The organism is Pseudomonas sp. W2Oct36 (assembly GCF_041060465.1).
In the GTDB taxonomy this organism is placed as follows: domain Bacteria; phylum Pseudomonadota; class Gammaproteobacteria; order Pseudomonadales; family Pseudomonadaceae; genus Aquipseudomonas; species Aquipseudomonas graminis_B.
This window is the reverse complement of the sequence record NZ_JAUERW010000003.1, coordinates 30,909-56,462: the sequence shown is the minus strand read 5'-3', so window position 1 is coordinate 56,462 and position 25,554 is coordinate 30,909. Positions and strand designations below refer to the sequence as shown.

The window sequence follows — 25,554 nt, the reverse complement described above, 5'->3', positions numbered from 1 at the left end:
CGGGCTGAGGTCGTCAGAGGCGCGAACGTTAGCGGCAGGGGAAGCGGCGGAAAAGGCGAAAGTTGTAACCGTTACAAAATCGTTAGCGGTTGAACTTTATCGAATTGATACTGTATAACGTATTACATGATTGTTTACATTCTGGAGAAAAACGATGAAGCCCGACATCCATCCCGACTACCGTAAAGTGCTCTTCCACGACACTGCTGCCGATGTGTTTTTCCTGATCGGCTCCACGGTTGATACCGATCGCACACACACGCACACCGATGGCACCACCTACCCTTATGTTGCCCTCGACGTGTCCAGCGCGTCGCATCCCATGTACACCGGTCAACAGCGCAAGACCACCACCGAAGGCCGTATCGCGGGCTTCAACAAGCGCTTCGCGACCTTCGGTTCCGGCGCCAGGAAAGAGGAATGACAGCAGCACCTCCCGCGCTCCGGGCATCGCCAGTCGATCACCCGGGCGCGGGATTTTTTTGCCCCGTTTTTCCTGTATTCCGTCTCGCAAGCCACCTTGGCACTGGACTATCCGGCCAAATTGCTTTTAGCTCTGCGACCTGAAATTCAGGAGCATCCCCCTTTGAAAAAGTCAGTCGCCATCGTTTTCGGTGGGCAATCCTCCGAGCATGAAGTGTCGTTGCAATCGGCGCGCAACGTGATCAACGCGATTGATCGCAACAACTTCTCCATCACCCTCATTGGTGTCGACAAGCAGGGCCACTGGCTGCGCTTCGACGAGCAGGATTACTTGCAGAACCCTACTGATCCTGCGCACATCAAGCTCAGTGACTCCGGGCGGCTGCTTACGTTGATGCCGGGCGCCAGCGGGCCGCAATTCGTAGAAGTGCAGACCGGCGCAGAGGTGCCGCGCATCGACGTGGTGTTCCCGCTGATCCATGGCAGTTTCGGGGAAGACGGCTGCCTGCAAGGCATGCTGCGGCTGCTGGACATTCCGTTCGTGGGCCCGGATGTGCTGAGCTCCGCGGCTTGCATGGACAAGGATGTGACCAAACGGCTGCTGCGCGATGCGGGTATATCGGTCGCGCCGTTCGTGGTCCTTCAGCGTGGCGAGACGGTGGATTTCGTCAGCGTCTCCGCCCAGCTGGGCCTGCCGCTTTTCGTCAAACCGGCGTGCCAGGGATCGTCGGTTGGCGTGAGCAAAGTGACCGACGAACCCGGCTATTCCGCCGCCCTGAAGCTGGCCTTCGAGTACGACAACAAGGTGCTGATCGAGCAGGGTATCGTCGGTCGCGAAGTGGAATGCGCCGTGCTGGGCAACCACGAGCCGAAGGTCAGTGTGTGCGGTGAGGTCGTGGCCAATGACGAGTTTTACGCCTACGACACCAAGTACCTGAACGACGGCCAGGCGCGCATCGCGATCCCCGCGCAGATGGCCGAAGAGATGAGCGAGGCCGTGCGTGAGGTGGCGCTGCAGGCCTATCGCGTGCTGGGGTGCGCCGGTTTGGCGCGGGTGGATTTCTTTGTCACCGAGGCACGGGAAATCATCATCAACGAGGTCAACACGCTCCCCGGCTTCACCTCCATCAGCATGTACCCGAAACTCTGGCAGGCCAGCGGATTGAGCTACGCCGAGCTGATCGATCGGTTGATCACCCTGGCGCTGGAACGTGCCGAAGAAACCCGCGCGCTGAAAACCGAGGTGGTGCTGTGACGGTGAAGACGCTCCGTATTGCCGCCGCGCTGCTGACCCGTGCCGATGGCAAGACGCTGCTGGTGCGCAAGCGCGGGACTGAAGCGTTCATGCAGCCGGGCGGCAAGATCGATGCCGGCGAGTCGGCGCTCGATGCGCTGGCCCGTGAGCTGAACGAAGAGCTGGGGCTGGTCATTGCGCCGGAACACGCGCGATTCCTGGGCGAGTTTTCGGCGGTGGCGGCGAATGAACCGGGCTTCGAAGTGAATTGCCAGCTGTACGGCGTTCACGTGGACGAGCCGGTCAATCCCGCGGCCGAGATCGAGGAAGCGATCTGGGTCGACGGCGAGAATATTGAGCAGTTGCACCTGGCGCCGCTGACCCGGGATTCGATATTGCCGCTGTACCGAGGCCTGCCAATCGCCTGATTTTGATGGGGGGGTGCGGTGCGGCGGGTTAACGAACCGCGCTTACCCCGTCCAGTGTCGAAAACGACGTGTCCTTCGCCGTCAGCAGGAAGTCACGCATGTAGGGCGCGTCCAGCATGTCTGCGCGAATCGCCGCGTACAGCGTGGCGAACAATCCTTTTTCCCCCAGCCGCTTGCCCTTCACGTACCCGCGTGAGCTGTATTCATGCAGCGCCCAGTGCGGCATCCCACACACGCCGCGGCCGCTGGCGACCAGTTGCATCATCATCACCGTCAGCTCGGACGTGCGCACCTGCGCCGGTTCAATGTCCGCCGGCTCGAGAAAACGCGTGAAGATGTCCAGGCGGTCGCGCTCGACGGGGTAGGTGATCAGGGTTTCATTGATCAGATCTTCCGGCACCACATAAGCCCTGGCCGCCAGCGGATGCTGATTGGCGACCGCGAGCATGGCCTCGTAGGTAAACAACGGCACATAGGTAATGCCTGCCAGTTCCAGAGGGTCCGACGTCACCACCAGATCCAGATCGCCACGGGCCAGGGCGGGGAGGGGCGCGAAAGCGAAACCTGACGCCAGATCAAGTTCCACCTCCGGCCATGCATCGCGGAACTGGTCGATCGTCGGCATCAGCCACTGAAAGCAACTGTGGCATTCGATGGCCATGTGCAGACGCCCCGCGACACCGCCGGCCAGTCGCGAAATATCCCGTTCGGCATGGCGCAGTTGCGGCAGTACCGAGTCGGCCAGTTGCAGCAGTCGCAGGCCCGCGCTGGTGAAGCGCACCGGTTTGGTCTTGCGCACGAACAGCGGCATGCCCATGCGTTCTTCCAGCTCCTTGAACTGGTGCGACAGCGCCGACTGCGTCAGATGCAGGCGGTCAGCGGCGTCAACGAGGCTGTCTGCTTCGCGTAACGCATGCAGGGTTTTCAGGTGGCGAATTTCCAGCACCGACGGCGCTCCATGAGTAAATTTTGTGATCAACACGAATTTAATGAGTTTGTCTCATGTCAGGGTAAGTGTCGACAATGGCGCCATCTTTTGAAGGAAGCAGTCAGCATGGGCCAGGTCAACAACTCTAATTTTCCTCACATCGGCGTGGCCAGGGGCTTCAAGCACATCCTCGAAACCCTGGGTGACGGCATTGATGTGGATTCGGTGCCAACGTTTACCCATGATCAGCGCTTCAACCTGAGCTGGGCGCCGCTGTTCGATGAGGTCGACCAGGCCCGCGCCGAGGGGCACACCCTCCGGCCGGAGATCATCGGTCCGTTGACGTACCTCTGGCTGGGGCAAGCGGAAGGGGAGGGCTTCGACAAGCTCGACCTGCTCGACCGTCTGCTGCCGGTCTACGGCGAGATCCTCGGCCGGCTGGCGGGCAAGGGCGTCGAGTGGGTACAGATCGACGAGCCAATTCTGACCCTCGACCTGCCCCAGGACTGGAAGAACGCCTTCGAGCGCGCGTACCACGCCTTGCAATACTCGCCGCTTAAAAAGCTGCTCGCGGTCTCCTGCGGCGGTCTGGGGCTGGGCAGCAACCTTGGCCTTGCGGTGTCTTTGCCAGTGCAAGGCCTGCATGTCGATGTGCTCAGTGCCCCGGAGCAAATGCCTCTGGTGCTGGACCGCCTGCCCATCTACAAGGTGCTGTCGCTGGGTGTGGCAGGCGAACTTGACCCCGCTGGCGCCGACGGTGAAGCCGCCCTTGAGGTGGTAAAAGAGGCTCAACTGCGCTTCGCCGACAACCTATGGGTGGCGGATTCGATCAGCTCGCCGGCAACAGCGGCCGCGTGAATACAGGGTGAGATGACCGTTTTGCTACCGCTCAGCCCTCTTCATCAAACTGTCACGCAACTGTGGCAGCGCGCTTGAGCAAACTTCATCAGACTCGCGGCCTACTGGGGTTCTGTGTGTCGGTGTTTTTCCATGCGGGTTTTACTTTTTCTGGCTGCGCTCTTGTGCAGCCTGTCGTCTTTTGCGGCCTCTCGATGCGATGTTGACGTTCCCACGCAGGTGGTCGAGCTCGATGACGTGCACCTGGCGTATCAAAGCATCGGGCGTGATTCCGATCCGGCGCTGCTGTTGGTCATGGGGCTTGGCGGTCAACTGATCCACTGGCCGGACGAAGTGGTCGTTGCCTTATGCCAGCAGGGCTTTCGCGTGATTCGCTACGACAACCGGGACGTAGGATTGTCGACCTGGGTCCAGGCGCCGCCGAGTCCCAACCTTACCTACGAAGTGCTGCGCTACAAAATCGGCCTGCCGGTGTCGGCGCCGTATTCGCTGACCGACATGGCTCAGGACGCGCTCGGCCTGATGGACGCGCTGCACGTTAAGGAATTCCATGTGCTGGGGGCGAGCATGGGCGGCATGATTGCGCAGCATCTGGCGGACATGGCGCCCAAGCGCGTGGAGAGCCTGACGCTGATCATGACCAGCTCCGGCGCGCCCGGGCTGCCGATGCCCAGCCCGGCGCTGTTGCAACTATTGGCCCGTCGCGGCGCGCCTGACCGGCAGACTGCCCTTGAGCAACAGGCCGATCTTCTGGCGGCGCTGGGCAGCCCGGAGGTCAAGGATGATCGGCAGATGCTGTTGCATCAGGCGGCGGTTTCCTACGACCGGGCGTTTAATCCTGAAGGCGTGAAGCGCCAGATTCTGGCGATCCTGTCCGAACCCAGCCGAGTGGAATTGTTGAATCGTCTGCGCGTGCCGACGCTGGTCGTTCACGGCACCGCCGACCCGCTGCTGCCGGTCATGCACGGAATTCACGTGGCGGCACACATACAGGGCAGTCAACTGAAGCTCATTCCCGGCCTGGCCCACCGCTTTCAGGAAGCCTTCAAGGCCCCGCTGCTGGCGGCCGTGTTGCCGTATTTGCGCGAGCATCGTGAAGACGCATCCCACGTCGCGCAGCTCTAATAAGACGGCGGGGTTGACCGGCCCATTGAGGGCGGGCGTGCCGGTGTAGGGTTTGAGCGCCACCGTGATCGGCGTATCGTGGTGCTTTTCCTCTCTTGCACGAGGCTGCCATGAGCACTCCGCTGAAAATCGATTTCATCTCCGATGTGTCCTGCCCCTGGTGCATCGTCGGCCTGCGCGCGCTGGATCAGGCGCTTGAGCATCTGGGCGATGAAGTTCAAGCCGACATTCACTTCCAGCCCTTCGAACTCAACCCGCAAATGCCGCCTGAAGGCCAGGACATCTTCGAGCACATCGCCGAAAAGTACGGCTCGACGCGGGAACAATTCCAGGCCAACGCCGAGAACATCCGTGAGCGCGGTGCAGAACTCGGGTTCGTCTTCAAGCAGGGCGAGCGGCGCATTTTCAACACCTTCGACGCCCATCGACTGCTGCACTGGGCTGAGCTGGAAGGCAAGCAGCACGCGCTGAAAGAAGCGCTGTTCACGGCGTATTTCAGCCAGCATGCCAACGTATCCAGCCACCAGGTGCTGGCGGATGTTGCGCAGAAAGTGGGGCTGGACCGGGTGCGCGCCGAGGCCTTGCTGGCCAGCGATCAGTACGCCAGCGACGTTCGAGAACTCGAGCAACTGTGGGTATCGCGGGGCGTGAGTTCGGTGCCGACGATCGTCTTCAACGACCAGTACGCCGTTTCCGGTGGGCAACCCGTCGACGTGTTCGTCAGCGCCATTCGTCAGATCGTGGGCGAAGAATCCAGCGTGGTGAATCGGGCTGATTGAAACGCGAGATGAGGCCTGACGCGCAGCGCACAGGCGGCTGATCCGGGCTCTTCGACCCCGGACGGCCGATTATCCTTCTGCGCGTGCAGCTGTCACCTGCTGTTACGCCTCCGTCATTGCATTTCAAAAAACACTTGCTCCTCCCAGCCACTTTCGGATATCAATTTGTACATGATTAGACAGGTTCGATTCGACAAGAAAAAACGTGTGGTGGATGAGCTGGCCCGACGCATCGAGACCGGACAGATGGGGTCGGGCGAGTTGTTGCCGGGCGAGAATCTGCTCGCACAGGAATTCAACGTCAGCCGCGGTACGCTGCGCGAGGCGCTGTCCGAGCTCAAGCGGCGCAACTACATCGCCACGCAAACCGGCGTCGGTTCGATCGTCACCTACGACGGCATCTCGCTGGATCAGCGCGCCGGTTGGGCCCAGGCCCTGGCCGACACGGGGGCCAGGGTCAGCACCGAGATTCTGCGTCTGGTGGCGGTGCAGCGGCCTGATCTGGCAGGACGGTTCGGCACGGCCGAGTTCATCGCGCTGGATCGTCGGCGCACGGCGGGGGATGGCAGCGTGGTTTCCCTGGAGCGTGTGCTGATCCCGGCCTGCGACGGTCTGGAAAATCTGCCCCGCGACGGGCTGATCGATGATTCGCTGACGGTCACCCTGGCTGCCCACGGGTACGTCGGTGATCGCGGCGATCAGTGGATCGGTGCCGAGCCCCTGAGCAACGACGACGCGGCGCTGATGTTGCGCCAGCCGGGCTCGGTGTTCCTCAAGGCGACTCGCACTACTTTTGATCGCCGCGAACGTTTCATGGAGCACGTGGAAAGCCTTCTGGACCCCGTGCATTTTCGTCTGCATCTGGCTTTTGGATCACCCACATGACTGCACTGATCGACACGCGCGACCGAGGCCTGGGCGCTTTTTACGGATTGGCGCTGGGCGACGCGTTGGGCATGCCGACGCAGTCCTTGAGTCGCGAGCAGATCAGGCAGCGATTCGACCGCATCACTACGTTGCAGGCTGCCGGTGCCGATCAGCCTATTGCGCCGAACATGCCTGCCGGATCGATCACCGATGACACCGAACAAGCCGTTTTGGTCGCTGAACTGCTGGTCGCTGGAGAAGGGCGCATCGAGCCGTCGGATCTGGCGCAGAGCCTGATCGACTGGGAAGCGGTGATGCAGGCCAAGGGTTCGCAAGACCTGCTCGGCCCCTCGACCAAGCGCGCCATCGAGATGATTCTGGCCGGTCACAGCCCCGAAGAATCGGGGCGTTTCGGCACCACCAACGGCGCCGCCATGCGCATCACGCCGGTGGGCATTGCCTTCGATGTGCGCGAAGAGGCGCGTTTCGTCGAGGCGGTCAAACAGGCCTGCCAGGTCACCCACAACACCAATCTCGGGATCTCCAGCGCAGCAGCGGTCGCGGCGGTTGTCTCGGCGGGTATCAGCGGTGCCACTCTGGGCGAAGCCCTCGACGTCGGCGCGCGCATCGCCCATGAGGCCGAGGGCTACGGGTACTGGATCGCCGGCGGCCGCATTGCCGCCCGAATCCGGTGGGCCAAACAACTGTGCGTCGAATGCAGCAATGAACAACTGCCCGAATTGATTTATGACGTGATCGGCACGTCCGTCGCCTCCCAGGAATCGGTCGTCGCTGCGTTCACTGTCGCGCATCAGGTGGCTCGCGGGCAGTTGTCGGCATTCGACGCACTGTGCATGGCCGCCAGTCTGGGCGGTGACACCGACACCATCGCCGCTATTCTCGGGGCGATGCTCGGTGCCTGCGAGGGCATGGCCGCCTGGCCCGCACCGCTGATCGAAGAGATCCAGACCGTCAACGCGCTCGACCTTCATCCCGTGGTCGAGCAGTTGCTGTCCCTGCGCGGGGTCTGATCCGACCGAAGCCAGCCCGTATAAAGAACAAGACCTACCTCGCGGCTCCATGTAGCGGCGAGTCAGGGTTTTTGCAGCCTGCAAAAGCCCACGCTGACACGGATGTCGTTTGCTTTGCGTACTGCCCACAACCAGAACAAATGGCACAGGAGCATTCACATGACGACATCCAACGCCGCTCAAGGCGCAGGTCAGCTTGAAACACGCGGCATCGAACCGGTTCCGGAGAACGAATGCAACGGCCACCCGTTGCAGCTTTTCTGGGTGTGGTTTGCGGCCAACATCAGCATCCTCGGTCTGCCGCTGGGGGCAACGCTCGTGGCCTTTCGCGGGCTGTCGATCGGGCAGGCGATCATCGTGGCGATCCTCGGCGCGGCCGGTTCGTTTGCTGTCGTGGGGGTCATCTCCATTGCCGGCCGACGGGGCAGGGCACCGAGTCTGACGCTGTCGCGGGCGATTTTCGGGGTGCGCGGGAATATCGGCCCTACCATCGTCTCGCTGATGTCGCGCCTGGGCTGGGAGACGGTGAACACCACGACCGCCGCTTTCGTACTGCTGTCGCTGTGCTCGATTCTCTTCGCCACGCCGGTGGAAGCTAAAAGTGCGCCGGGCCTCACCCTGGTGTTCATCGCCATTTTCGTGCTGATGACGCTGACCGTTTCCGGGCTCGGCCACGCCACGCTGCTGGTCATTCAGAAATGGGCGACGTACATCTTCGGCGCTTTGAACGTCATCGTCGGCGGGTTCCTGATCGCGCACATCGACTGGGCGGCCGTGTTCAACGCCGCGCCTGCACCGGTGAGCGCGATGATCATCGGTATCGGCACCATGGCGGCCGGCACGGGCATCGGCTGGGCCAACGCGGGCGCCGACATGTCGCGCTATCAGCATCGCAGCGTCAAAGCCTCGCGGCTGGTGGCGTCGGCTGCTTTCGGCGCAGGCATTCCACTGGTGTTGCTGATCACCCTGGGCGGGCTGCTGTCAGTGGGCAATGACCACCTGGCGTCGGCCACCGATCCGATCATCGCGATCCGCGAACTGCTGCCGACCTGGATGGCGGTGCCGTACCTGATCACGGCATTCGGCGGGCTGCTGCTCTCCAACAATCTGTCGGTGTACTCGGCGGGCCTGACCACGCTGACGCTGGGCCTGAGGATCAAGCGCGTGCACGCAGTGATTGTCGACATCGTGGCGATCTTCGCCGGCTCGATTTACTTCATGCTGATCGCCGACAGTTTCTACGGCCCGTTCATCACGTTCATTTCGATGCTCGCCGTGCCAATCACCGCGTGGGTCGGGATCTTCGTCGTCGACCTGATGCATCGCCATTACTATTCCCCCGCTGACTTGATGGACGTCTCGCCGCGCAGTGCCTATTGGTATCGCGGCGGGATCGAGTGGCGTGCGCTGGGTGCGTGGGCCCTGGCCATCGTGCTTGGGTACAGTTTCACCACCGTCGCGACCACGCCGGAGAACGTGATATTCAAAGGTTTGCTGTCCGACTCGTGGTTCGGCCATAACGGGCTGGGCTGGATCGTGACCTTCGTGGTCGCGGGCGGTGTGTATGCTTTGCTGGGCGGCGCCCGTGACCGTCGCGTTGTTGCCGAAGAGGTTGTTCATGCCCGCTAGGTTGCTCTACACCGGCCAGGTCGTGGTCGATCTGGTCATGGCGCTGGACGCCTTGCCTCGCTCCGGCGGCGATGTGCTCGCCCGCTCGGCGGCCTTCGCAACCGGCGGGGGATTCAACGTGATGGCCGCCGCACGGCGCAGTGGTATGCCAACGCTGTACCTCGGTCGCCACGGCGCGGGGCGTTTCGGCGATCTGGCGCGACAGGCCATGGCGGCGGAAGGCATCGACATCGCGGCGGCGGCGTCGACGGGTCAGGACACTGGCCTGTCGGTGGCGCTCATCGAGCCTTCGGCCGAGCGCTCGTTCATTTCCTACGTCGGTGCCGAGGGCGTTTTGTCGGCTGACGATCTGCGTGGCGTCGAGGTGCAGCCTGAAGATTATGTGTTCGTCAGTGGCTACAGCTTGCTGCACGACGGCAAGGTGTCGACGCTGCTGGACTGGCTCGCGCGCATGCCAGCGGGGGCGGGCGTGGTGTTCGATCCGGGGCCGCTGATCGATTCGCCGGAGGCGTCCGGGATGCAGGTGGTGTTGCCATTGATCACGCTGTGGACGAGCAATGCCGAAGAAGCGCTGCGCTTCACCGGGTGCGAGACGATCGAGGGGGCCCTGGACAGGCTGGCGCACTGGCTGCGCAAGGATGCCTTGATGGTGGTGCGCGACGGACCGAATGGCTGCTGGATCCGTCAGGGTTCCGAGCCCCGACACGTGCGCGGCTTCCCGGTGACGGCCATTGACACCAATGGCGCCGGTGATGCCCATGCGGGGGTGTTGCTGGCCGGGCTGGCGTCAGGGCTGTCCGCTGCAGAAGCCGCATTGCGCGCCAATGCGGCGGCGGCCATTGCCGTCACTCGCTGGGGCCCGGCGACTGCACCGACGGCGGCAGAGGTGGATGAGTTAGTCGGCAGCAGCGAATTTCCCCTGGCACCCTGATGACCCCCGCCATCGCATGACCTGTAGGAGCGTGGCTTGTCCCGCGATCTGGCGCGAAGCGGCAGCCAATCCGCTGACTGCGTTCCTCAGGAAGGACCGAGTCGTCCGGTTTACGACTGCTGCGCAGCCGATCGCAGGACAAGCCACGCTCCTACGGTCTGCGGCCAGAATCAAACAGCGAACTTGCTCACCCCAACCCGTATTTCTTCACTTTGTCGAACAGCGTGGTCTTGGCCATGCCCAGTTCCTGGCTGGCCTGGCTGAGATTCCCGCCGCTGCGCTGCAGCGCCTCACCCAACAGGTTCTTCTCGAATGCTTCCACGGCTTCGGCGAAATCCAGGCTCTGGGTGGCGACTTCCGCACCGGCGGTCTTGAATGCTGGCAGGCCCAATGCGTACCGCTCGGCGACGTTGCGCAGCTCGCGCACATTGCCCGGCCAGTCGTGGGCCAGCAGCGCCGAGCGGGTCTTTGCGTCCAACTGCGGCGCCTCGCGGTCGAAGCGCAGTGACGACTGCTGCAGAAAATGTTCGAACAACTGCAGGATGTCTTCACGGCGCTCGCGCAGGGGCGGGAGTTCGAGGGTCACCACGTTGAGCCGGTAATACAGGTCGCTGCGAAACTGGCCCGCTTTGCTCAGCGCGTTGAGCTCCGACTTGGTCGCCGCGATCACCCGGCAATCCACCGCCACGCTCTGGTTTGAACCCAGTCGCTCCAGCGTGCGCTCCTGTAATACCCGCAGCAGTTTGATCTGCAGGTTGATCGGCATGCTTTCCACTTCATCGAGAAACAGCGTGCCGTCGTGGGCGTGTTCGATCTTGCCGATGCGGCGTTTGCCGGCGCCGGTGAACGCGTTGGCCTCGTGGCCGAAGATTTCGCTCTCGAACAGGCTTTCCGGCAGGCCGCCGCAGTTCAGTGCAACGAACTGATGGTCGTGGCGGCGGCTGAAGTCATGGAGGCAACGGGCAACCAGTTCCTTCCCGGTGCCGGTCTCGCCTTCGATCAGCACGTTGGCCGAGGTGTCCGCGACGTTGGCGATCAGTGCGCGCAGGGTTTGCATCGCCTGGGAGCGGCCAATGATCTTGCCTTCCAGAGAATTGCGCTCGGCCAGTTGCCGACGCAATGACCAGACTTCCCGGGCCAGCCCGCGTTGCTCCAGCGCGCGGCGGGCGACCTCGACCAGCCGCTCGGGGGAGAAGGGCTTTTCCATGAAGTCGTAGGCGCCATCGCGCATCGCACCGACGGCCATCGACACGTCGCCGTGACCGGTGATCAGCACCACGGGCAGGGTTCGATCGCGCTCTTTCAGGCGCTTGAGCAGCTCAAGCCCGTCGATGCCCGGCAGGCGAATGTCACTGATGACGATGCCGGCGAAATTCTCACTGATCAACGCCAGCGCTTCTTCGGCGCTGCCCACGCCCTGGCTGTGAATGTCTTCCAGCGCCAGCGCCTGTTGGCAGCCGAGCAGGACATGCGGGTCGTCTTCGACAATGAGGACCGTCAGATCAATGTTCATGGTGTATTCCAGTGCTGGCCCGCGAAGCGGTGTGTCAGGTTTTCGAACAGGGTCACTGCCCCGGTGCTTTCGCGAGCCGACTCGCTTTCATCAAACATCACCACACCGCTGAATCTTCAGCGGCTGGGATGCCGTCTTCGTGAGCAAGCTCACTCCCACATGAACTGTCACACCGAGACTGGGGATGCACGGATCTCTCACACACCCGCCGCCCCGGGGTCAACCAGCGGCAACACCAGCACAAACATCGTGCCGCCCTCGGCCGGGTGCTCAGCGTTGAGCGTGCCGCCGGCCGCCGTGGCAAGGCTGGCGGACAGCGTCAAACCCAACCCGAGGCCCTGCTCACCGGGCTTGGTGGTAAAGAAGGGTTCGAACAAATGCTTGCGCGCTTCGGCGTCGATGCCGTGGCCGTTGTCACGGACGCGCAACCGATAGCGGCCCTCGAACACGTCACCTTCCAGCCATAGAGCCGGCAGCGGCTGCGCCTGCATGGCGTCCAGCGCGTTGCCGATCAGGTTGACCAGAATCTGCTCAAGCCGGGTCTGATCAATCGCCAGTTCGACATCGTCGATCTGCTGATGCAGCGCCAGTGACGCATTGTCCAGACGCGCCGCGAGCAATTGCAATGCAGCCTCGACTGCCTTGCCCAGGGACGCCTGACCTTTATCTTCCCCGCGCCGGGCAAAGGCGCGCAGGCTGGCGGTGATACGGCCCATGCGGTCCACCAGATCGTTGATGGTGCGCAGGTTCGCACTCGCCGTGTCCAGCGCACCGCGTTCGAGGAACCGAACGGTGTTGCCGGACAACGTGCGCAGCGCCGCCAGGGGCTGATTCAGTTCATGGGCGATGCTGGTGGACATCTGGCCGATGGCCGCGAGTTTGCCGGCCTGGATCAATTCATCCTGGGCCTGGCGCAGGGTCTCTTCGGCCTGGCGACGTTCACGGATCTGGCCCTTCAGGCGTTCGTTGCTGGCGCGCAGATCGGCGGTGCGGTCGGTGATGCGCCGTTCCAGCTCGTTGTTCGCCTGCTCCAGCGCTTCTCGGGCGGCGAGGCGGGTGGAAATCACCTTGCGCCGCTCGTTCCAGGCAATCAGCAGAAATGCCACCAGCGCGCAGGCGACGGCGACCAGCATTCCCTGATTGGCGGCTTCCCGGCGCAAGTCTTCCAGTGGTGTCAGCAGGGTCAGGTGCCAGGGCGTGTCAGCCAGTTCGCGGGTCTGCGCCAGATAACTCACCACCGTGTGTTCATGATCGACGCTGGTGTTGGCAGGAAAGGTCAGCTTCTCGACGCCGTCGGCAATCGATTCACGTTCCAGCGGCACCAGCTCGTTGAGCGGCCACCAGTAATATTGCAGGCTGCGCGCCAGCCGCTCCTTGATCTCGGCGGTCAGCGGGCGGACTGATTTCAGCCGTCGCGCCGGATCGCTGGAGAGGATGATGATGCCGTTCTCGTCGCTGACAAACGCTTCCAGGCGCGCGCGCTGCCAGCGCTCTTCCAGCGCTTCAAGCCGGACCTTGATCACCGCGACGCCGATGATTTTGCCTTTCTCTTCCAGCCCGTGGGCCAGGTAATAACCCGGTTCGCCGGTGGTGCTGCCGATGCCGTAGAAGCGCCCCGGCAAACCGCGAATCGCGTCCTGATAATAGGCGCGGAAGGACAAGTCCTCGCCGAGGTAACTGTCGGCGTCGCGCCAGTTGCTGGTCGCCAGCACCCGGCCGGTGGTGTCCAGCACATAGATGGCCCGACTGCGGCTGCGCCGGTTCAGGCCTTCGAGGTAATCGTTGACCTTGGAACGCAACTCCGCAGACGGATGGTTGAGCAGGTCGGAAACATTGGATTCCAGCTCCAGCACGCTGGGCAGGTAGTTGTACTTGTTGATCTCGCTCTCGACGGTGCGCGCGTGCAGCTCAAGCTGACGCTGACCGTTTTCACCCAGCGCCTTGATGGCGTTCTTCTCGCTGTACAAATACGTGACGTAACCCAGCGCAATCATCAGCAGGATGATCAGCGGTGGCACGAACAGATGGCGAATCAGTCGGGGTTTCACGGCGAGTGATGGCGGCGCGGCGCGGTAGAGAGGGGGGTCGCATTTCATCACAGTCGTCCTGGACCGGCCAGCCGCCCGTTGCATCAGGGATGAAAGAGCGGCCGGCGGTTTTTACGCCCTCGAAGGGCTAATGCTTTTTAGTGCTGCAGGATTTTGTTGAGGAATTGCTGAGCCCGCTCGGAGCGCGCGTTGACGTCGCCGAAGAACTCTTCCTTCTCGCAGTCTTCGACGATCTGGCCCTTGTCCATGAAGATCACCCGATCCGCCACTTTGCGGGCGAAGCCCATTTCGTGGGTCACGCACATCATGGTCATGCCTTCATGGGCCAGTTGCACCATCACGTCGAGCACTTCGTTGACCATTTCCGGGTCGAGCGCGGAGGTCGGTTCGTCGAACAGCATCACCACCGGGTCCATGGCCAGTGCGCGGGCAATCGCCACACGTTGTTGCTGGCCGCCCGACAGTTGCCCCGGATGCTTGTGGGCATGGTCCGACAGGCCGACACGTTCGAGTAGTTGCAGGCCTTTTTTGGTGGCCTCTTCCTTGCTGCGGCCCAGCACTTTGATCTGCGCGATGGTCAGGTTTTCGGTGATGGTCAGGTGCGGAAACAGCTCGAAATGCTGGAACACCATGCCGACGCGCGAACGCAGTTTCGGCAGATTGGTTTTCGGGTCGGCGATTGAGGTGCCATCAACCACGATGTCGCCTTTCTGAAACGGCTCCAGCGCATTGACGCATTTGATCAGCGTGGACTTGCCCGAGCCCGACGGGCCGCAGACCACAATCACTTCACCTTTTTTGACCTCCGTGCTGCAATCGGTCAGCACCTGGAAGTCCCCATACCACTTGTTGATATTTTTGATGGAAATCATACGGCTAACCTTTTTTGCATGAACTTGACCAGGCGCGACGCGGCGAAGCTGATCGTGAAGTACACCAGACCGGCGACAATCAGGAACTCGTTGGAGCGCCCGATGATGTCGCCGCTGGAGCGTGCCGAGTTGAGGAAGTCGACCAGGCCGACCGTGTAGACCAGCGAGGTGTCCTGAAACAGGATGATGCTCTGCTGCAACAGCAGCGGGGTCATCTTGCGGAACGCCTGGGGCAGGATGATCAGGCGCATCATCTGGCCGTAGGTCATGCCCAATGCTTGAGCCGCACCCATCTGGCCACGGGAAATCGACTGCACGCCGGCCCGCACGATTTCACAGAAGTAGGCCGCCTCGAACATCATGAACGCCACGACGCAGGAGGTGAACGCGCCGATCGGCGTGTCTTCGCCGGTGATCCAGCGCAGCACGAACGGCACCGCCAGGTAGAACCAGGTGATGACCAGCAGCAGTGGGATCGAGCGGAAGTAGTTGACGTAGGCGCCGGCAAGACGTGACGCCAGCTTGTTCGACGACAACCGCATCAGCGCCAGAATCGTGCCGATGATGATGCCGCCCACGATGCCCATGACCATCAACTGCAAGGTCATGAGCATGCCGTTCCACATGCCCGGGATGGCAGGAATCACTCCAGAGAAGTCCATTATTTACCTCCCACGGAGATCAGGCCCGGCACCGCCACTTTCTTCTCGACCAGGCGCATGAGCAGCATCAGGCTCATGTTCAGGGTGAAGTAGATCAGCGTCGCCAGGGTGAAGGCTTCGAACAGGTTCGCGGAAAACTCGGCGGTCTGTTTGGTCTGCGCGAGCAACTCCATCAGGCCGATCAGCGACGCCACGGACGAGTTCTTGAACACGTTGAGGAATTCGGAGGTGAGCGGCGGAATGATGATCCGGTACGCCTGGGGCAGCAGCACGTTCCAGTAGATCTGCGGCAGCTTGAAACCCATGGCGCGCGCAGCGGATTCCTGCCCCACCGGCAGCGCCTGAATACCGGTGCGCACTTGTTCGCAGACACGTGCGGCGGTGAACAGTCCGAGGCACACGACAACACTCAGGAACGCTGAAGTCGTCGGGTTAAGGTCTTGCTTGTACCACTCCTGCAGGTTCTCAGGCAGCAGATCCGGCACCAGGAAGTACCAGATGAACAGCTGCACCAGCAGTGGCACGTTACGGAAAATTTCCACGTAAATCGCGGCAATTGAAGAAACGATGCGGTTGGGCACCGTGCGCATCACCCCGAGCACCGAGCCCAGCAGCAACGCAATGATCCAGGCAGCAACGGCAATGGCGATGGTCCAGCCCAGCCCGGTGATGTACCAGTCCAGATAGGTCTCGCTGCCGACGCCCGTGGACTTGAAGAACACGCCCCAGTCCCAGTTGTAGTTCATCAGGGTCTCCCCTCTTATCGATCGTTATGCACGCACGCGCCAGTTAGCGGCTTCCGGAAACGCAGTGCGTCTCCGGAAGTCAGGCTTTTCACGTTGTCAGAATGGCGGAGCGAAGGACTCAGGCCTTCTTGTCCGGCGCCGGCTTGTCGTTCGGATTGGCGATCAGCGCTTTGAGCTGTTCGCTCATCGGGAACATCAGGTTCAGGCCTTTTGGTGGAATCGGCTGGGTGAACCACTTGTCGTAGATCTTGTTGATCTCGCCCGATTTGTAGGTCGCAACGATGGCGTCGTCGACGGCTTTCTTGAACGCAGGGTCTTCCTTGCGAACCATGCAACCGTAGATTTCGTAGGACTGAGGGGTGCCGGTAACGGCCCAGTCGGTCGGCTTCTTGGCCTTGGCCATTTCGCCGGCGAGCAGGGCGTCGTCCATCATGAAGGCAACGGCGCGGCCCGATTCCAGCATCTGGAACGACTCGCCGTGGTCCTTGGCCGAAATCACGTTCATGCCCATCTGTTTGTCGGCGTTCATCGCCTTGAGGAGGCGCTCGGACGTGGTGCCCGCCGTGGTCACGACGTTCTTGCCCTTGAGGTCATTGAAGTCTTTGTAGGACGAGTCAGCTTTGCTCAGCAGACGCGTGCCGATTTCGAAAATGCCGACGGAGAAGTCGACTTGCTGGGCGCGCTCGGCGTTGTTGGTGGTCGAACCACATTCGACGTCGACGGTGCCGTTCTGGACCAGCGGGATGCGGGTCTGGGAAGTGACCAGGTTGTACTTGACCTTCAGATCAGGCATGTCCAGGTCTTTCTTGATCGCTTCGACGATCTTCAGCTGGATGTCAGCGGAGTAACCCACTGGCACGCCGGAAGCATCAGCGATATAGGAAAAAGGAATGGAGGAGTCGCGGTGACCGAGGGTGATGGTGCCGGACTCTTTGATTTTTTTAAGCGTGCCGGTGAGTTCGGCGGCGAAAACGGGGGTGGTGATCAGAGCGGCAGCAATGGCTGCGCCCAGGAGTTGGGGAACGATGCGCATCTGTTTTTCCTCGACATTGTTTTTTTTATTGGGCCGGTGTTGGACGGCCCTATCGTTTCAGAGCGCTTCAACGGCGGCCCAGTCAGGCGACACGCTACATCGAAGCAATCGTGCAAGAGTGTAGAGCATGAGTCATGCCAGAGAGGTGACCGAAGCTAAGGGTATGAAAGTGTTGGCTATTTATGGAGGAGGGAAGTGTGCGAGGCGGATCGGCCGTCCGGGAATCCGAATCGGGTGGGGCGAGATGTTCGGGAATCCGAATGATAGCGGCGGGGTGGGGCGTGTTGAGACAGATGGTTTTGCGGTGTGCTGTCTGACGCTTTCCCGGCTAAAGCCAGTCCAACAGAATCGCGGTGATTCCATGGGACCGGCTTCAGCCGGGAATTGGATCTGGCAGATTATGCGTGAATCTTTGGCGCCGACACGGGCCATTCAATACGCTCAACAGCCCCGTTGCTGCGTGCCTCGTTGCCCAGGTACGCCTGAACCTTCTGATGCTCTTCGTCGGTGGTGAACAGACCCAGCTTGGTCCGGCGCCACAGAATGTCCTGGGCCTTGGTCGCCCATTCCTCACTGCACAGGTAGTCCACTTCGCGGCTGTACAGACCGCCGCCCAAGTGTTCGCCCATTTCGCCCAGCGTCTGAACGCCCTCCACGATGCGCCAGCTGCGTGAGCCATAGGTAATGGCCCAGCGCTTGGCGATTTCGGCCGGCAGCCATGCACAACGCTGCTGCAGCTCGGCGGCCAGTGCCTGAGGCGTGGTCATGCTCTCACCGCCCGGGAGGCTGGCTTTCGCGGTCCAGCTTGGCTTCATCTGCGGGAAGAACGGCGCCAGTTGCTGCATCGCCGACTCCGCCAGTTTGCGGTAGGTCGTCAGCTTGCCGCCGAACACGGACAGGATCGGCGCCTCTTGGGCGCTGCCCGACAGCGAAAGGGTGTAGTCGCGGGTGATCGCCGACGGGTTGTCCGACTCGTCATTGCACAGCGGCCGCACGCCTGACCACGTGCTCAGAATGTCGGCGCGGCTGAGTTGCTTCTTGAAGTGATCATTCACGATCTTCAGCAGGTAATCGGTCTCGCCTTCGGTGATCGCTACTTTGCCCGGGTCGTCAGAATATTCGCGGTCCGTCGTACCAATGATGGTGAAGCGTTCCAGGTACGGAATGGCGAACACGATGCGCTGATCTTCGTTCTGCAGAATGAAGGCGTTTTCACCTTCGTACAGTTTCGGCACGATCAAGTGGCTGCCCTGAATCAGGCGAATGCCGTACTGCGATTCGAGCTTCAGATCTTCACGAATGAACTTGGCAACCCATGGACCCGCCGCATTCACCAAGGCTTTGGCGCGAATGGAAAACTGACTGCCATCCGCACGCTCCATGTTCATGTGCCACACGCCGCCGCTGCGATGGGCGCCCAGGCAGCGGGTCTGGGTATGGATGTGCGCGCCTTTTTCACGGGCGGCCATGGCGTTGAGGACGACCAGACGTGCATCGTCAACCCAGCAATCTGAGTATTCGAAGCCTTTGGTAATCGAGCTGTTCAATGGGCTGTTGGCGCCAAAGCGAATGCTTTTCGAGCCTGCCAGCTTCTCGCGTTTGCCAAGGTGGTCATACAGGAACAGCCCGGCGCGGATCATCCACGCGGGGCGCAGGTGCGGACGGTGGGGCAATACGAAGCGCATCGGCTTGACGATGTGCGGTGCTTTTTCCAGGAGCACTTCACGTTCGGCCAGCGCTTCGCGAACCAGACGGAATTCGTAATGCTCAAGGTAACGGAGGCCACCGTGGATCAGCTTGCTGCTGGCCGAAGAAGTGTGGCTGGCGAGGTCGTCCTTCTCGCAGAGAAAGACCGAAAGGCCCCGGCCCGATGCGTCTGCCGCGATGCCGACACCATTGATGCCACCACCGATCACGGCAACGTCGTAGACCTCGGAAAGGGGTGGGGTCGGCAAACTGGACTGGGCCATCGGGGCCTCCTGAGTGTTCGATCGCGTTCGAATCCCGCGCTACGGGGAGGGCGAATTCGAACATTTATGTTCATTTCCGAAAATAGTAGCGCAATAAGGCGAACACAGCCACTCAGTATTCATTGAAAATACTGATCAGAGAAAAGGGAAAGGAACAAAAGCGAACATCGGAGGTGAGGCGAGCGCCGGAATCGCGCTCGCTCATGGATCGGGGTTAAACCACTTCCAGCCGAATCTTGTTCAGGGTCAGCAGTTGCGACAGCGCTGGCACGGGCGTCTGGTCCGTCACCAGGCAGTCGATCAACGTGATCGGTCCCAGGCGAACCATCGCGTTGCGGCCGAACTTGCTGGAGTCCGCTGCCAGAATCACCTGACGCGCGTTGGCGATGATCGCCTGGGAAACGCGCACTTCCTGATAGTCGAAATCCAGCAGGCTGCCGTCCTCGTCGATACCGCTGATGCCCACCAGCGCAAAATCGACCTTGAACTGCGTGATGAAATCCACGCTCGCCTGGCCGACCACGCCGCCATCGCGGCGCACATTGCCGCCGGCCAGCAGCACTTCGAAGTCGTCTTTGCCGCTGAGAATCGACGCCACGTGCAGGTTGTTGGTGATGATCTTCAGGTGGTTATGGTTGAGCAGCGCGCGGGCAATGGATTCGGTGGTGGTGCCGATGTTGATGAACAGCGACGCGTGATCCGGGATCTGTGCGGCGATGGCCTCGGCGATGCGCTGCTTCTCATCGCGCATCTGATCGGCGCGCATGGCGTAGGCAGTGTTTTCGATGCTGGAATCGTAGGCCGCGCCGCCGTGGTAGCGACGCAGGAGATTCATTTCCGCGAGCTGATTGATGTCGCGGCGGATGGTTTGCGGGGTCACGACGAACAGCTGCGCCATTTCCTCAATGCTGACGTAGCCGCGCTCGCGGACCAGCTCGAGGATCTGCTGTTGACGGGGTGGCAGATTCATTTTTTATCCTTCGGGCACGGGCGCCCATGATGCCGCAGGCAGCCATTACCTGTCAGCCGGAAAAAATGCCTCTGACGCCCCGTCCGGGATCGCGCTTATTCGACCTCTTCGTGGGGTTCCCAGTCGCGCGTGCGGTCCACCGCCTTGCGCCAGCCGGCGTAGAGTTTTTCCTTCTCGGCGTCATCGCATTGCGGCTCGAACTTGCGCTCGATGACCGCTTTGCCCCTCAGCTCGTCGAGCCCGCTCCAGAATCCGATCGCGAGACCTGCCAGATAGGCCGCGCCCAACGCGGTGGTTTCGCGCATTTTCGGGCGCTCCACCGGCGTGCCGAGAATGTCGGCCTGGAACTGCATGAGGAAGTTGTTCGCCACTGCGCCGCCGTCAACGCGAAGGGCCTTGAGCGGCTCGCCGGCATCCTGTTGCATGGCGTCGAGCACATCGCGGGTCTGGTAGGCGATGGACTCCAGCGCGGCCCGAATGATGTGATCGACCTTCACGCCACGGGTCAGGCCGAACAAGGCGCCCCGTGCATACGGGTCCCAGTAGGGCGCGCCCAGACCGGTGAACGCAGGCACCAGATAGACGCCATTGCTGTTCTTCACTTTGGTGGCGAAGTATTCGGTGTCCATGGAGTCGTTGACGATTTTCAGCTCGTCGCGCAGCCACTGCACGGTGGAGCCGCCGTTGAACACCGCGCCCTCCAGTGCGTATGCCACTTCACCGCGCGGACCGCAGCCGATGGTGGTCAACAGACCGTGATTGGATTTGACGGCTTTCTTGCCCGTGTTCATCAGCAGGAAGCAGCCGGTGCCGTAGGTGTTCTTCGCCTGACCCGGCTCGACGCACATCTGGCCGAACAACGCCGATTGCTGATCCCCGGCGATCCCGGCGATGGGGATGCCGCTTTTGCTGTGGCCATAGACTTCGGATGACGACTTGACCTCCGGCAACATTTCCCGGGGCACGTCGAGCACGTCGAGCATGCGCTGATCCCATTCCAGCGTATGGATGTTGAACATCATCGTGCGTGAGGCGTTGGTGTAGTCAGTGACGTGCACCTTGCCGCCGGTAAATTTCCAGATCAGCCAACTGTCGACGGTGCCGAACAGCAACTCGCCACGGCGGGCGCGCTTACGGCTGCCCTCAACGTGATCGAGAATCCACTTCAGTTTGCTGCCGGAAAAGTAGGGATCGATGACCAGACCGGTGGTGTCGCGGATGTAGTCTTCAAGACCGTCACGCTTGAGTTGCTGGCAGATCTCGGTGCTGCGGCGGCATTGCCAGACCACGGCGTTGTAGATCGGCCGGCCGGTGTCCTTTTCCCAGACCACCGTGGTTTCGCGCTGGTTGGTGATACCGATCGCGGCGATCTGGTTGTGATGCAGATTCGCCTGGGCCAGGACCTTGGTCATGCACGCGGTCTGGGTCGCGAAGATCTCCATCGGATCGTGCTCGACCCAGCCAGGCTGGGGGTAATGCTGAACGAACTCACTCTGGGCGCTGCTGACCACATTGGCGTCGCGGTCAAAAATGATGGCGCGGGAGCTGGTGGTGCCTTGATCCAGAGCGATGATGTAATTCTTATTTTCGGTGTCGGTCATGGTGAATGCCTGGTGATGTAGCGAGTTTCCGGAAACGGCCGTCCGTTGTGTTGCCAGTGCTCAGTGCCTTTGCGCACTGAATACCGGGATGGCGTCAAGGAAGCAAGCGAGATATTCGTATTCGAAAAAAATATAGACGTAAACGAACCTTGTCAAAGGTCGAAAGCGAACCTTATCGATGAATGTTCCAAGACGCCGATATTAGTGGATAAGTCCTTCTCGAATGCAGGCATTTCGATAACCAATGGCCTAAAGTATCGGCAGCAAACAATAAAGTGTCTGGTTGTCGGAGCACTGCATGACCCCTGCATTGGATTTACTGAAAAAGGTTCGCGCCGAACATCGCGTCCACAGTTACGAGCATGATCCCAAGGCCGCATCGTATGGCCTGGAAGCGGCAGAAAAGCTCGATCTGGCCCCCGCTCAGGTGTTCAAGACGCTGCTGGCCAGCACCGAAAAAGGCGAGCTGCTGGTGGCGGTCGTCCCGGTGGTGGGCTCGCTGGACCTGAAAGCCCTGGCCCATGCCGCCGGCGCCAAGAAGGCCGAAATGGCTGACCCGGCCGCCGCCCAGCGTGCCACCGGCTATCTACTGGGCGGGATCAGCCCGCTCGGGCAGAAGAAAAGGCTGCGCACCTTCATTGATGAGTCCGCTCAACCGTTCGCAACGATTTTTGTCAGCGCCGGTCGACGAGGGCTCGAAGTCGAACTGCCCGCCGCCGTACTTGCACAACACACCGGTGCGAGCTTTGCCCGGATCGGCCGGGAATGATTCGCCGGGTTTACCGGAAATGCCAGACTCTTTCATGCGGTGACACTGACCGCAGACCCGCAGCGCCCGGAACGGGTTGCCGCGTTTCTTTACTCGGGGATGCCTTCCATGAAGCTTGAATTCCATCAGGTCGACGCCTTCACCGACCGCCCGTTCTCAGGCAACCCGGCAATGGTCTACCGCCTGGACGCCTGGCTTTCCGATCAATTGATGCAGCAGATTGCCTCAGAGCACAATCTGTCGGAGACCGCGTTTTTGGTCCGTGAAGCACCGGGCTGGCACATACGCTGGTTCACACCGACCCATGAAGTGCCGTTGTGCGGACATGCGACCCTGGCCAGCGCCTTCGTGCTGTTCGAGAAATACGGCGAGAAGGCCGAGGTTATCCACTTCACTGGCAAATCCGGCGAGTTGAGCGTGAGCCGCGAGGGCAATCGGCTGGTCCTGGACTTTCCGTCCATGCCGCCCGCCGAGCAGGGTGTGACGGTGGAAATCGAACGCGCCCTTGGGGTTGCCGTCGTCGACGTGCTGAGCGCTGCGGAATTGCTGGTGGTGCTGGAGTCCGAGCAGGCCGTTCGCGATTGCAAGCCTGACTTCGCCGCCCTCGCGCGTTTGCCGTGGCCCGGCGTGATCGTGACCGCAAAAGGTGACGGCGAGCGCTACGATTTTGTGTCGCGCTACTTTGCGCCGGGCATCGGCATCAATGAAGACCCGGTCACGGGCTCGACGCACTGCAGCCTGATTCCCTACTGGTCGGCCCGGCTGAACAAGTTCAGCCTGACGGGCTATCAGGCGTCGACGCGGGGAGGGGAGCTGTTCTGCCGGCTTGAGGGGGAGCGCGTGAAAATCGGCGGGCACGCGACGCTGGTCGCCAGCGGCGCGTTGATACTGAGTTAGTCGATATCGGGCTGAAAGTGCCTGGTCGAGAACGACAGGCCCTCAGATCACCACGTCCCGATGCACCGGAACGCTCCGATGCACCGGCACGCTGCCCGAGGCCGGAAACAGCACCAGATGCTCGGCTGACACCGTGAAGCCGACCTGATCACCGGCGCGCAGATCCACATGGCTGGGGAACAACGCCTCCAGTTGCGTGCCCGTCGGCAACTGCAGGCGGTACAGGGTCGCCGCGCCCTGAAAATTCAGGCTCGCCACGCGGGCCTTTATCGGGCCGTCGGGCGCATAAACAATGTCATCAGGGCGCAGCAGGACATCCATCGGAGTGCCTGGCGCGCCGGCATAGGCGCGATTGCCGCGCAGCACACCCAACTCGGTCTGCACCGATTCGGCATCGATCAGTTGCCCGCGAATGAAATAACCCTGACCGACGAAACTGGCGACATAAGGCGTCGCCGGCTCGTGATAGAGGTTGTAGGGCGTATCCCACTGCTCCAGCCGCCCGTCTTTGAACACGCCGACGTGGTCGCTTACGGCAAAAGCCTCTTCCTGGTCGTGGGTCACCAGAATCGCGCTGGTGCCCCGGGCCTTGAGAATGTCGCGCACCTCATGGCTCAGGCGCCGTCGCAACTCGCCATCCAGGTTCGAAAACGGTTCATCGAGCAGCAGCAACTGCGGCTCAGGGGCAAGTGCGCGGGCCAGCGCCACACGCTGCTGCTGTCCACCGGAAAGCTCATGGGGATGACGCGTGCCCAGCGCGCCGAGATTGACCAGCTCCAGCATTTCCTGAACCACCTGCTTCTGGCGCGGATGATTGCGGATGCCGAAGGCGATGTTGTCGGCCACGGTGAGGTGGGGGAACAGGGCATAGTCCTGAAACACCATGCCGATCCGGCGCTTCTCCGGGGCCAGGGTAAACCCGGGTCGGGAAATGACGTTACCCGCCAGGGTGATCTCGCCCTTGTGCACCGGTTCGAAACCGGCGATGGCGCGCAAGGTAGTGGTCTTGCCGCAGCCGGAGGAACCCAACAGGCAACCGATGTCGCCGGCGTTCAGGTGCAGATTGAGGTGCTGCACCACGCGTTGGTCCTGATAACCGCAGGCGAGGTCATGCAGCGTCAGCAGCAGGGGCTGACTCATGGGGCAGCGAAGGCAGGAGCGACGAGGAATTCCAGCAGGGCTTTTTGCGCATGCAGCCGGTTCTCCGCCTGATCCCACGCCACCGAGCGCGGGTCATCCAGCAGGTCCTCGCTGATCTCTTCACCACGGTGCGCCGGCAGGCAGTGCATGAAAATCACATCGTCAGCAGCGCGGTCGAGCATCTCGCGAGTGACCTGGAAAGGTTTGAACAGGGCCAGACGCTTGGCGGCTTCTTCTTCCTGACCCATGGACGTCCACACATCGGTTGAGACCAGGTGCGCGCCTTTCACCGCTTCGTGGGGATCGCGGATCAATGTCACGCGATCGCCCGCCAGAGCCAGGTAATGCGCGCTGGGTTCGTAGCCTTCCGGACACGCAACACGCAACTGAAAGTCGAACTGAATCGCGGCTTCTATATAGCTGTTGCACATGTTGTTGCCATCGCCGATCCACGCCACGGTCTTGCCCTGAATGGAGCCGCGGTGTTCGAGGAACGTTTGCATGTCGGCCAGCAACTGGCAGGGGTGAAGGTCATCGGACAGGCCGTTGATCACCGGTACGCGGGAATGGGCGGCGAATTCGGTGAGGTTGCTGTGGGCGAAGGTGCGGATCATCACCGCATCGACCATCCGCGACATGACCCGTGCGCCATCGGCAATCGGCTCGCCACGGCCCAGCTGGGTGTCCCGAGGGGAGAGGAAGATGGCCTGGCCGCCCAGCTGGATCATCCCGGCTTCGAACGAGACACGGGTCCGGGTCGAGGATTTTTCGAAGATCATTGCCAGGATGCGGCCCTTCAATGGCTCGAAGAGCACGCCTCGATTTCGCAGGTCCTTCAGCTCAACGCCGCGACGAATCACCCCGACCAGCTCAGCGGGGGTGTAGTCCATCATCGAGAGAAAGTGCCTTGCGCTCATCATTAACTACCTTGTCTGCAACAGACCGCAGATCCTCAAAGCCGGGTTTTTCGGAAAAACGGGCGAGACCTGCGGCGAAAGCCGCACGGGGCGACGAATAGGGAAGGCGCGAGGGTATAAGAAAATGTCGCCTGATGCCAAGGCCCGCCGTGACGGAAAATCGTCGTCGGACGTTCGGTAGCC

23 protein-coding genes and 1 pseudogene are annotated in these 25,554 nt (G+C 61.5%); 12 read left to right on the top strand and 12 right to left on the bottom strand.

The genetic code is table 11. The features are described 5' to 3' along the window. Positions 1-154 precede the first annotated feature (154 nt). The 3 genes from QWI18_RS05610 to QWI18_RS05600 all read left to right on the top strand — a co-directional run bounded on the left by QWI18_RS05610 (position 155) and on the right by QWI18_RS05600 (position 2,085). The gene (locus QWI18_RS05610; RefSeq protein ID WP_065992508.1) at positions 155-424 is read left to right on the top strand and encodes a type B 50S ribosomal protein L31; all 270 of its coding nucleotides are present in this window, start codon (positions 155-157) and stop codon (positions 422-424) included. Positions 425-586: 162 nt separating this feature from the next. After that, positions 587-1,678, top strand: a complete 1,092-nt coding sequence (ddlA, locus tag QWI18_RS05605; protein WP_369318382.1) for a D-alanine--D-alanine ligase — start codon at positions 587-589, stop codon at positions 1,676-1,678. Positions 1,679-1,680: 2 nt separating this feature from the next. Continuing rightward, positions 1,681-2,085: an NUDIX domain-containing protein gene (locus QWI18_RS05600; protein WP_065993203.1), complete on the top strand. Its 405-nt coding sequence runs from the start codon at positions 1,681-1,683 to the stop codon at positions 2,083-2,085. A 28-nt stretch (positions 2,086-2,113) separates the two neighbouring features. Here QWI18_RS05600 and metR read toward each other — a convergent pair whose 3' ends face one another. Further along, positions 2,114-3,031 carry a transcriptional regulator MetR gene (gene metR / locus QWI18_RS05595; protein WP_369318381.1) on the bottom strand — a complete coding sequence of 306 codons (918 nt, stop codon included), beginning with the start codon at positions 3,029-3,031 and terminating at the stop codon, positions 2,114-2,116. Positions 3,032-3,238: 207 nt separating this feature from the next. Between metR and QWI18_RS05590 the strand changes: the two are divergent. From QWI18_RS05590 to QWI18_RS05560, 7 genes and pseudogenes are all read left to right on the top strand, one after another. Beyond that, a pseudogene (locus QWI18_RS05590) lies at positions 3,239-3,847 on the top strand (5-methyltetrahydropteroyltriglutamate--homocysteine S-methyltransferase); the annotation flags it as partial. 156 nt (positions 3,848-4,003) lie between these two features. Further along, complete coding sequence (locus QWI18_RS05585; RefSeq protein ID WP_369318380.1) at positions 4,004-4,996, top strand: alpha/beta fold hydrolase; 993 nt, start codon at positions 4,004-4,006, stop codon at positions 4,994-4,996. Positions 4,997-5,106: 110 nt separating this feature from the next. Continuing rightward, complete coding sequence (locus tag QWI18_RS05580; RefSeq protein WP_065992518.1) at positions 5,107-5,775, top strand: DsbA family oxidoreductase; 669 nt, start codon at positions 5,107-5,109, stop codon at positions 5,773-5,775. A gap of 171 nt (positions 5,776-5,946) precedes the next feature. Then, entirely contained in the window at positions 5,947-6,660 is a 714-nt protein-coding gene (locus tag QWI18_RS05575; RefSeq protein ID WP_192135167.1) for a GntR family transcriptional regulator, read from the top strand. Continuing rightward, positions 6,657-7,673 carry an ADP-ribosylglycohydrolase family protein gene (locus QWI18_RS05570; protein WP_369318379.1) on the top strand — a complete coding sequence of 339 codons (1,017 nt, stop codon included), beginning with the start codon at positions 6,657-6,659 and terminating at the stop codon, positions 7,671-7,673. Before QWI18_RS05575 ends, QWI18_RS05570 begins: the two co-directional genes overlap by 4 nt. Positions 7,674-7,832: 159 nt before the next feature. Continuing rightward, the gene (locus QWI18_RS05565; RefSeq protein ID WP_369318378.1) at positions 7,833-9,302 is read left to right on the top strand and encodes a cytosine permease; all 1,470 of its coding nucleotides are present in this window, start codon (positions 7,833-7,835) and stop codon (positions 9,300-9,302) included. Further along, on the top strand, positions 9,292-10,233 hold the full coding sequence (locus QWI18_RS05560; protein WP_369318377.1) for a PfkB family carbohydrate kinase: 942 nt from the start codon (positions 9,292-9,294) through the stop codon (positions 10,231-10,233). Before QWI18_RS05565 ends, QWI18_RS05560 begins: the two co-directional genes overlap by 11 nt. A 187-nt stretch (positions 10,234-10,420) precedes the next feature. Here the strand turns inward: QWI18_RS05560 and QWI18_RS05555 are convergent, their stop codons facing one another. The 9 genes from QWI18_RS05555 to glpK form a co-directional block, all read right to left on the bottom strand. Beyond that, on the bottom strand, positions 10,421-11,746 hold the full coding sequence (locus tag QWI18_RS05555) for a sigma-54-dependent transcriptional regulator (protein ID WP_369318376.1): 1,326 nt from the start codon (positions 11,744-11,746) through the stop codon (positions 10,421-10,423). 197 nt (positions 11,747-11,943) lie between these two features. Further along, on the bottom strand, positions 11,944-13,842 hold the full coding sequence (locus tag QWI18_RS05550) for an ATP-binding protein (RefSeq protein ID WP_369318375.1): 1,899 nt from the start codon (positions 13,840-13,842) through the stop codon (positions 11,944-11,946). An 89-nt stretch (positions 13,843-13,931) separates the two neighbouring features. Next, positions 13,932-14,666, bottom strand: coding sequence for an amino acid ABC transporter ATP-binding protein (locus tag QWI18_RS05545; protein ID WP_065992531.1), 735 nt, complete (start codon positions 14,664-14,666; stop codon positions 13,932-13,934). After that, the gene (locus tag QWI18_RS05540) at positions 14,663-15,331 is read right to left on the bottom strand and encodes an amino acid ABC transporter permease (protein WP_192135289.1); all 669 of its coding nucleotides are present in this window, start codon (positions 15,329-15,331) and stop codon (positions 14,663-14,665) included. The genes QWI18_RS05545 and QWI18_RS05540 overlap by 4 nt, the downstream gene beginning before the upstream one ends. Next, complete coding sequence (locus QWI18_RS05535) at positions 15,328-16,074, bottom strand: amino acid ABC transporter permease (protein ID WP_065992535.1); 747 nt, start codon at positions 16,072-16,074, stop codon at positions 15,328-15,330. Before QWI18_RS05535 ends, QWI18_RS05540 begins: the two co-directional genes overlap by 4 nt. A 118-nt stretch (positions 16,075-16,192) precedes the next feature. Beyond that, complete coding sequence (locus QWI18_RS05530; protein ID WP_192135156.1) at positions 16,193-17,107, bottom strand: glutamate/aspartate ABC transporter substrate-binding protein; 915 nt, start codon at positions 17,105-17,107, stop codon at positions 16,193-16,195. 398 nt (positions 17,108-17,505) lie between these two features. Beyond that, positions 17,506-19,077: a glycerol-3-phosphate dehydrogenase gene (glpD, locus tag QWI18_RS05525; protein ID WP_369318374.1), complete on the bottom strand. Its 1,572-nt coding sequence runs from the start codon at positions 19,075-19,077 to the stop codon at positions 17,506-17,508. Positions 19,078-19,291: 214 nt separating this feature from the next. Next, positions 19,292-20,047: a DeoR/GlpR family transcriptional regulator gene (locus tag QWI18_RS05520; protein WP_369318373.1), complete on the bottom strand. Its 756-nt coding sequence runs from the start codon at positions 20,045-20,047 to the stop codon at positions 19,292-19,294. Between the two features lie 95 nt (positions 20,048-20,142). Then, positions 20,143-21,648: a glycerol kinase GlpK gene (gene glpK, locus QWI18_RS05515; protein ID WP_369318372.1), complete on the bottom strand. Its 1,506-nt coding sequence runs from the start codon at positions 21,646-21,648 to the stop codon at positions 20,143-20,145. 298 nt (positions 21,649-21,946) lie between these two features. Between glpK and ybaK the strand changes: the two genes are divergently transcribed. Further along, positions 21,947-22,417, top strand: coding sequence for a Cys-tRNA(Pro) deacylase (gene ybaK, locus QWI18_RS05510; protein WP_192171592.1), 471 nt, complete (start codon positions 21,947-21,949; stop codon positions 22,415-22,417). A 108-nt stretch (positions 22,418-22,525) separates the two neighbouring features. After that, on the top strand, positions 22,526-23,314 hold the full coding sequence (locus QWI18_RS05505) for a PhzF family phenazine biosynthesis protein (protein WP_065992544.1): 789 nt from the start codon (positions 22,526-22,528) through the stop codon (positions 23,312-23,314). 42 nt (positions 23,315-23,356) lie between these two features. Here the strand turns inward: QWI18_RS05505 and QWI18_RS05500 are convergent, their stop codons facing one another. After that, positions 23,357-24,454, bottom strand: a complete 1,098-nt coding sequence (locus tag QWI18_RS05500) for an ABC transporter ATP-binding protein (RefSeq protein WP_192135144.1) — start codon at positions 24,452-24,454, stop codon at positions 23,357-23,359. Further along, entirely contained in the window at positions 24,451-25,371 is a 921-nt protein-coding gene (gene argF, locus QWI18_RS05495; RefSeq protein ID WP_065992546.1) for an ornithine carbamoyltransferase, read from the bottom strand. The genes QWI18_RS05500 and argF overlap by 4 nt, the downstream gene beginning before the upstream one ends. Positions 25,372-25,554: the final 183 nt, after the last annotated feature.

What these genes read in the sequence shown, in the direction of transcription:
- QWI18_RS05610 (WP_065992508.1), top strand. Translation starts at nt 155, where the DNA reads ATGAAGCCCGACATCCATCCCGACTACCGTAAAGTGCTCTTCCACGAC.
- QWI18_RS05585 (WP_369318380.1), top strand. Translation starts at nt 4,004, where the DNA reads ATGCGGGTTTTACTTTTTCTGGCTGCGCTCTTGTGCAGCCTGTCGTCT.
- QWI18_RS05580 (WP_065992518.1), top strand. Translation starts at nt 5,107, where the DNA reads ATGAGCACTCCGCTGAAAATCGATTTCATCTCCGATGTGTCCTGCCCC.
- QWI18_RS05575 (WP_192135167.1), top strand. Translation starts at nt 5,947, where the DNA reads ATGATTAGACAGGTTCGATTCGACAAGAAAAAACGTGTGGTGGATGAG.
- QWI18_RS05570 (WP_369318379.1), top strand. Translation starts at nt 6,657, where the DNA reads ATGACTGCACTGATCGACACGCGCGACCGAGGCCTGGGCGCTTTTTAC.
- QWI18_RS05565 (WP_369318378.1), top strand. Translation starts at nt 7,833, where the DNA reads ATGACGACATCCAACGCCGCTCAAGGCGCAGGTCAGCTTGAAACACGC.
- QWI18_RS05560 (WP_369318377.1), top strand. Translation starts at nt 9,292, where the DNA reads ATGCCCGCTAGGTTGCTCTACACCGGCCAGGTCGTGGTCGATCTGGTC.
- QWI18_RS05555 (WP_369318376.1), bottom strand. Translation starts at nt 11,746, where the DNA reads ATGAACATTGATCTGACGGTCCTCATTGTCGAAGACGACCCGCATGTC.
- QWI18_RS05550 (WP_369318375.1), bottom strand. Translation starts at nt 13,842, where the DNA reads ATGAAATGCGACCCCCCTCTCTACCGCGCCGCGCCGCCATCACTCGCC.
- QWI18_RS05545 (WP_065992531.1), bottom strand. Translation starts at nt 14,666, where the DNA reads ATGATTTCCATCAAAAATATCAACAAGTGGTATGGGGACTTCCAGGTG.
- QWI18_RS05535 (WP_065992535.1), bottom strand. Translation starts at nt 16,074, where the DNA reads ATGAACTACAACTGGGACTGGGGCGTGTTCTTCAAGTCCACGGGCGTC.
- QWI18_RS05530 (WP_192135156.1), bottom strand. Translation starts at nt 17,107, where the DNA reads ATGCGCATCGTTCCCCAACTCCTGGGCGCAGCCATTGCTGCCGCTCTG.
- glpD (WP_369318374.1), bottom strand. Translation starts at nt 19,077, where the DNA reads ATGGCCCAGTCCAGTTTGCCGACCCCACCCCTTTCCGAGGTCTACGAC.
- QWI18_RS05520 (WP_369318373.1), bottom strand. Translation starts at nt 20,047, where the DNA reads ATGAATCTGCCACCCCGTCAACAGCAGATCCTCGAGCTGGTCCGCGAG.
- glpK (WP_369318372.1), bottom strand. Translation starts at nt 21,648, where the DNA reads ATGACCGACACCGAAAATAAGAATTACATCATCGCTCTGGATCAAGGC.
- ybaK (WP_192171592.1), top strand. Translation starts at nt 21,947, where the DNA reads ATGACCCCTGCATTGGATTTACTGAAAAAGGTTCGCGCCGAACATCGC.
- QWI18_RS05505 (WP_065992544.1), top strand. Translation starts at nt 22,526, where the DNA reads ATGAAGCTTGAATTCCATCAGGTCGACGCCTTCACCGACCGCCCGTTC.
- QWI18_RS05500 (WP_192135144.1), bottom strand. Translation starts at nt 24,454, where the DNA reads ATGAGTCAGCCCCTGCTGCTGACGCTGCATGACCTCGCCTGCGGTTAT.
- argF (WP_065992546.1), bottom strand. Translation starts at nt 25,371, where the DNA reads ATGAGCGCAAGGCACTTTCTCTCGATGATGGACTACACCCCCGCTGAG.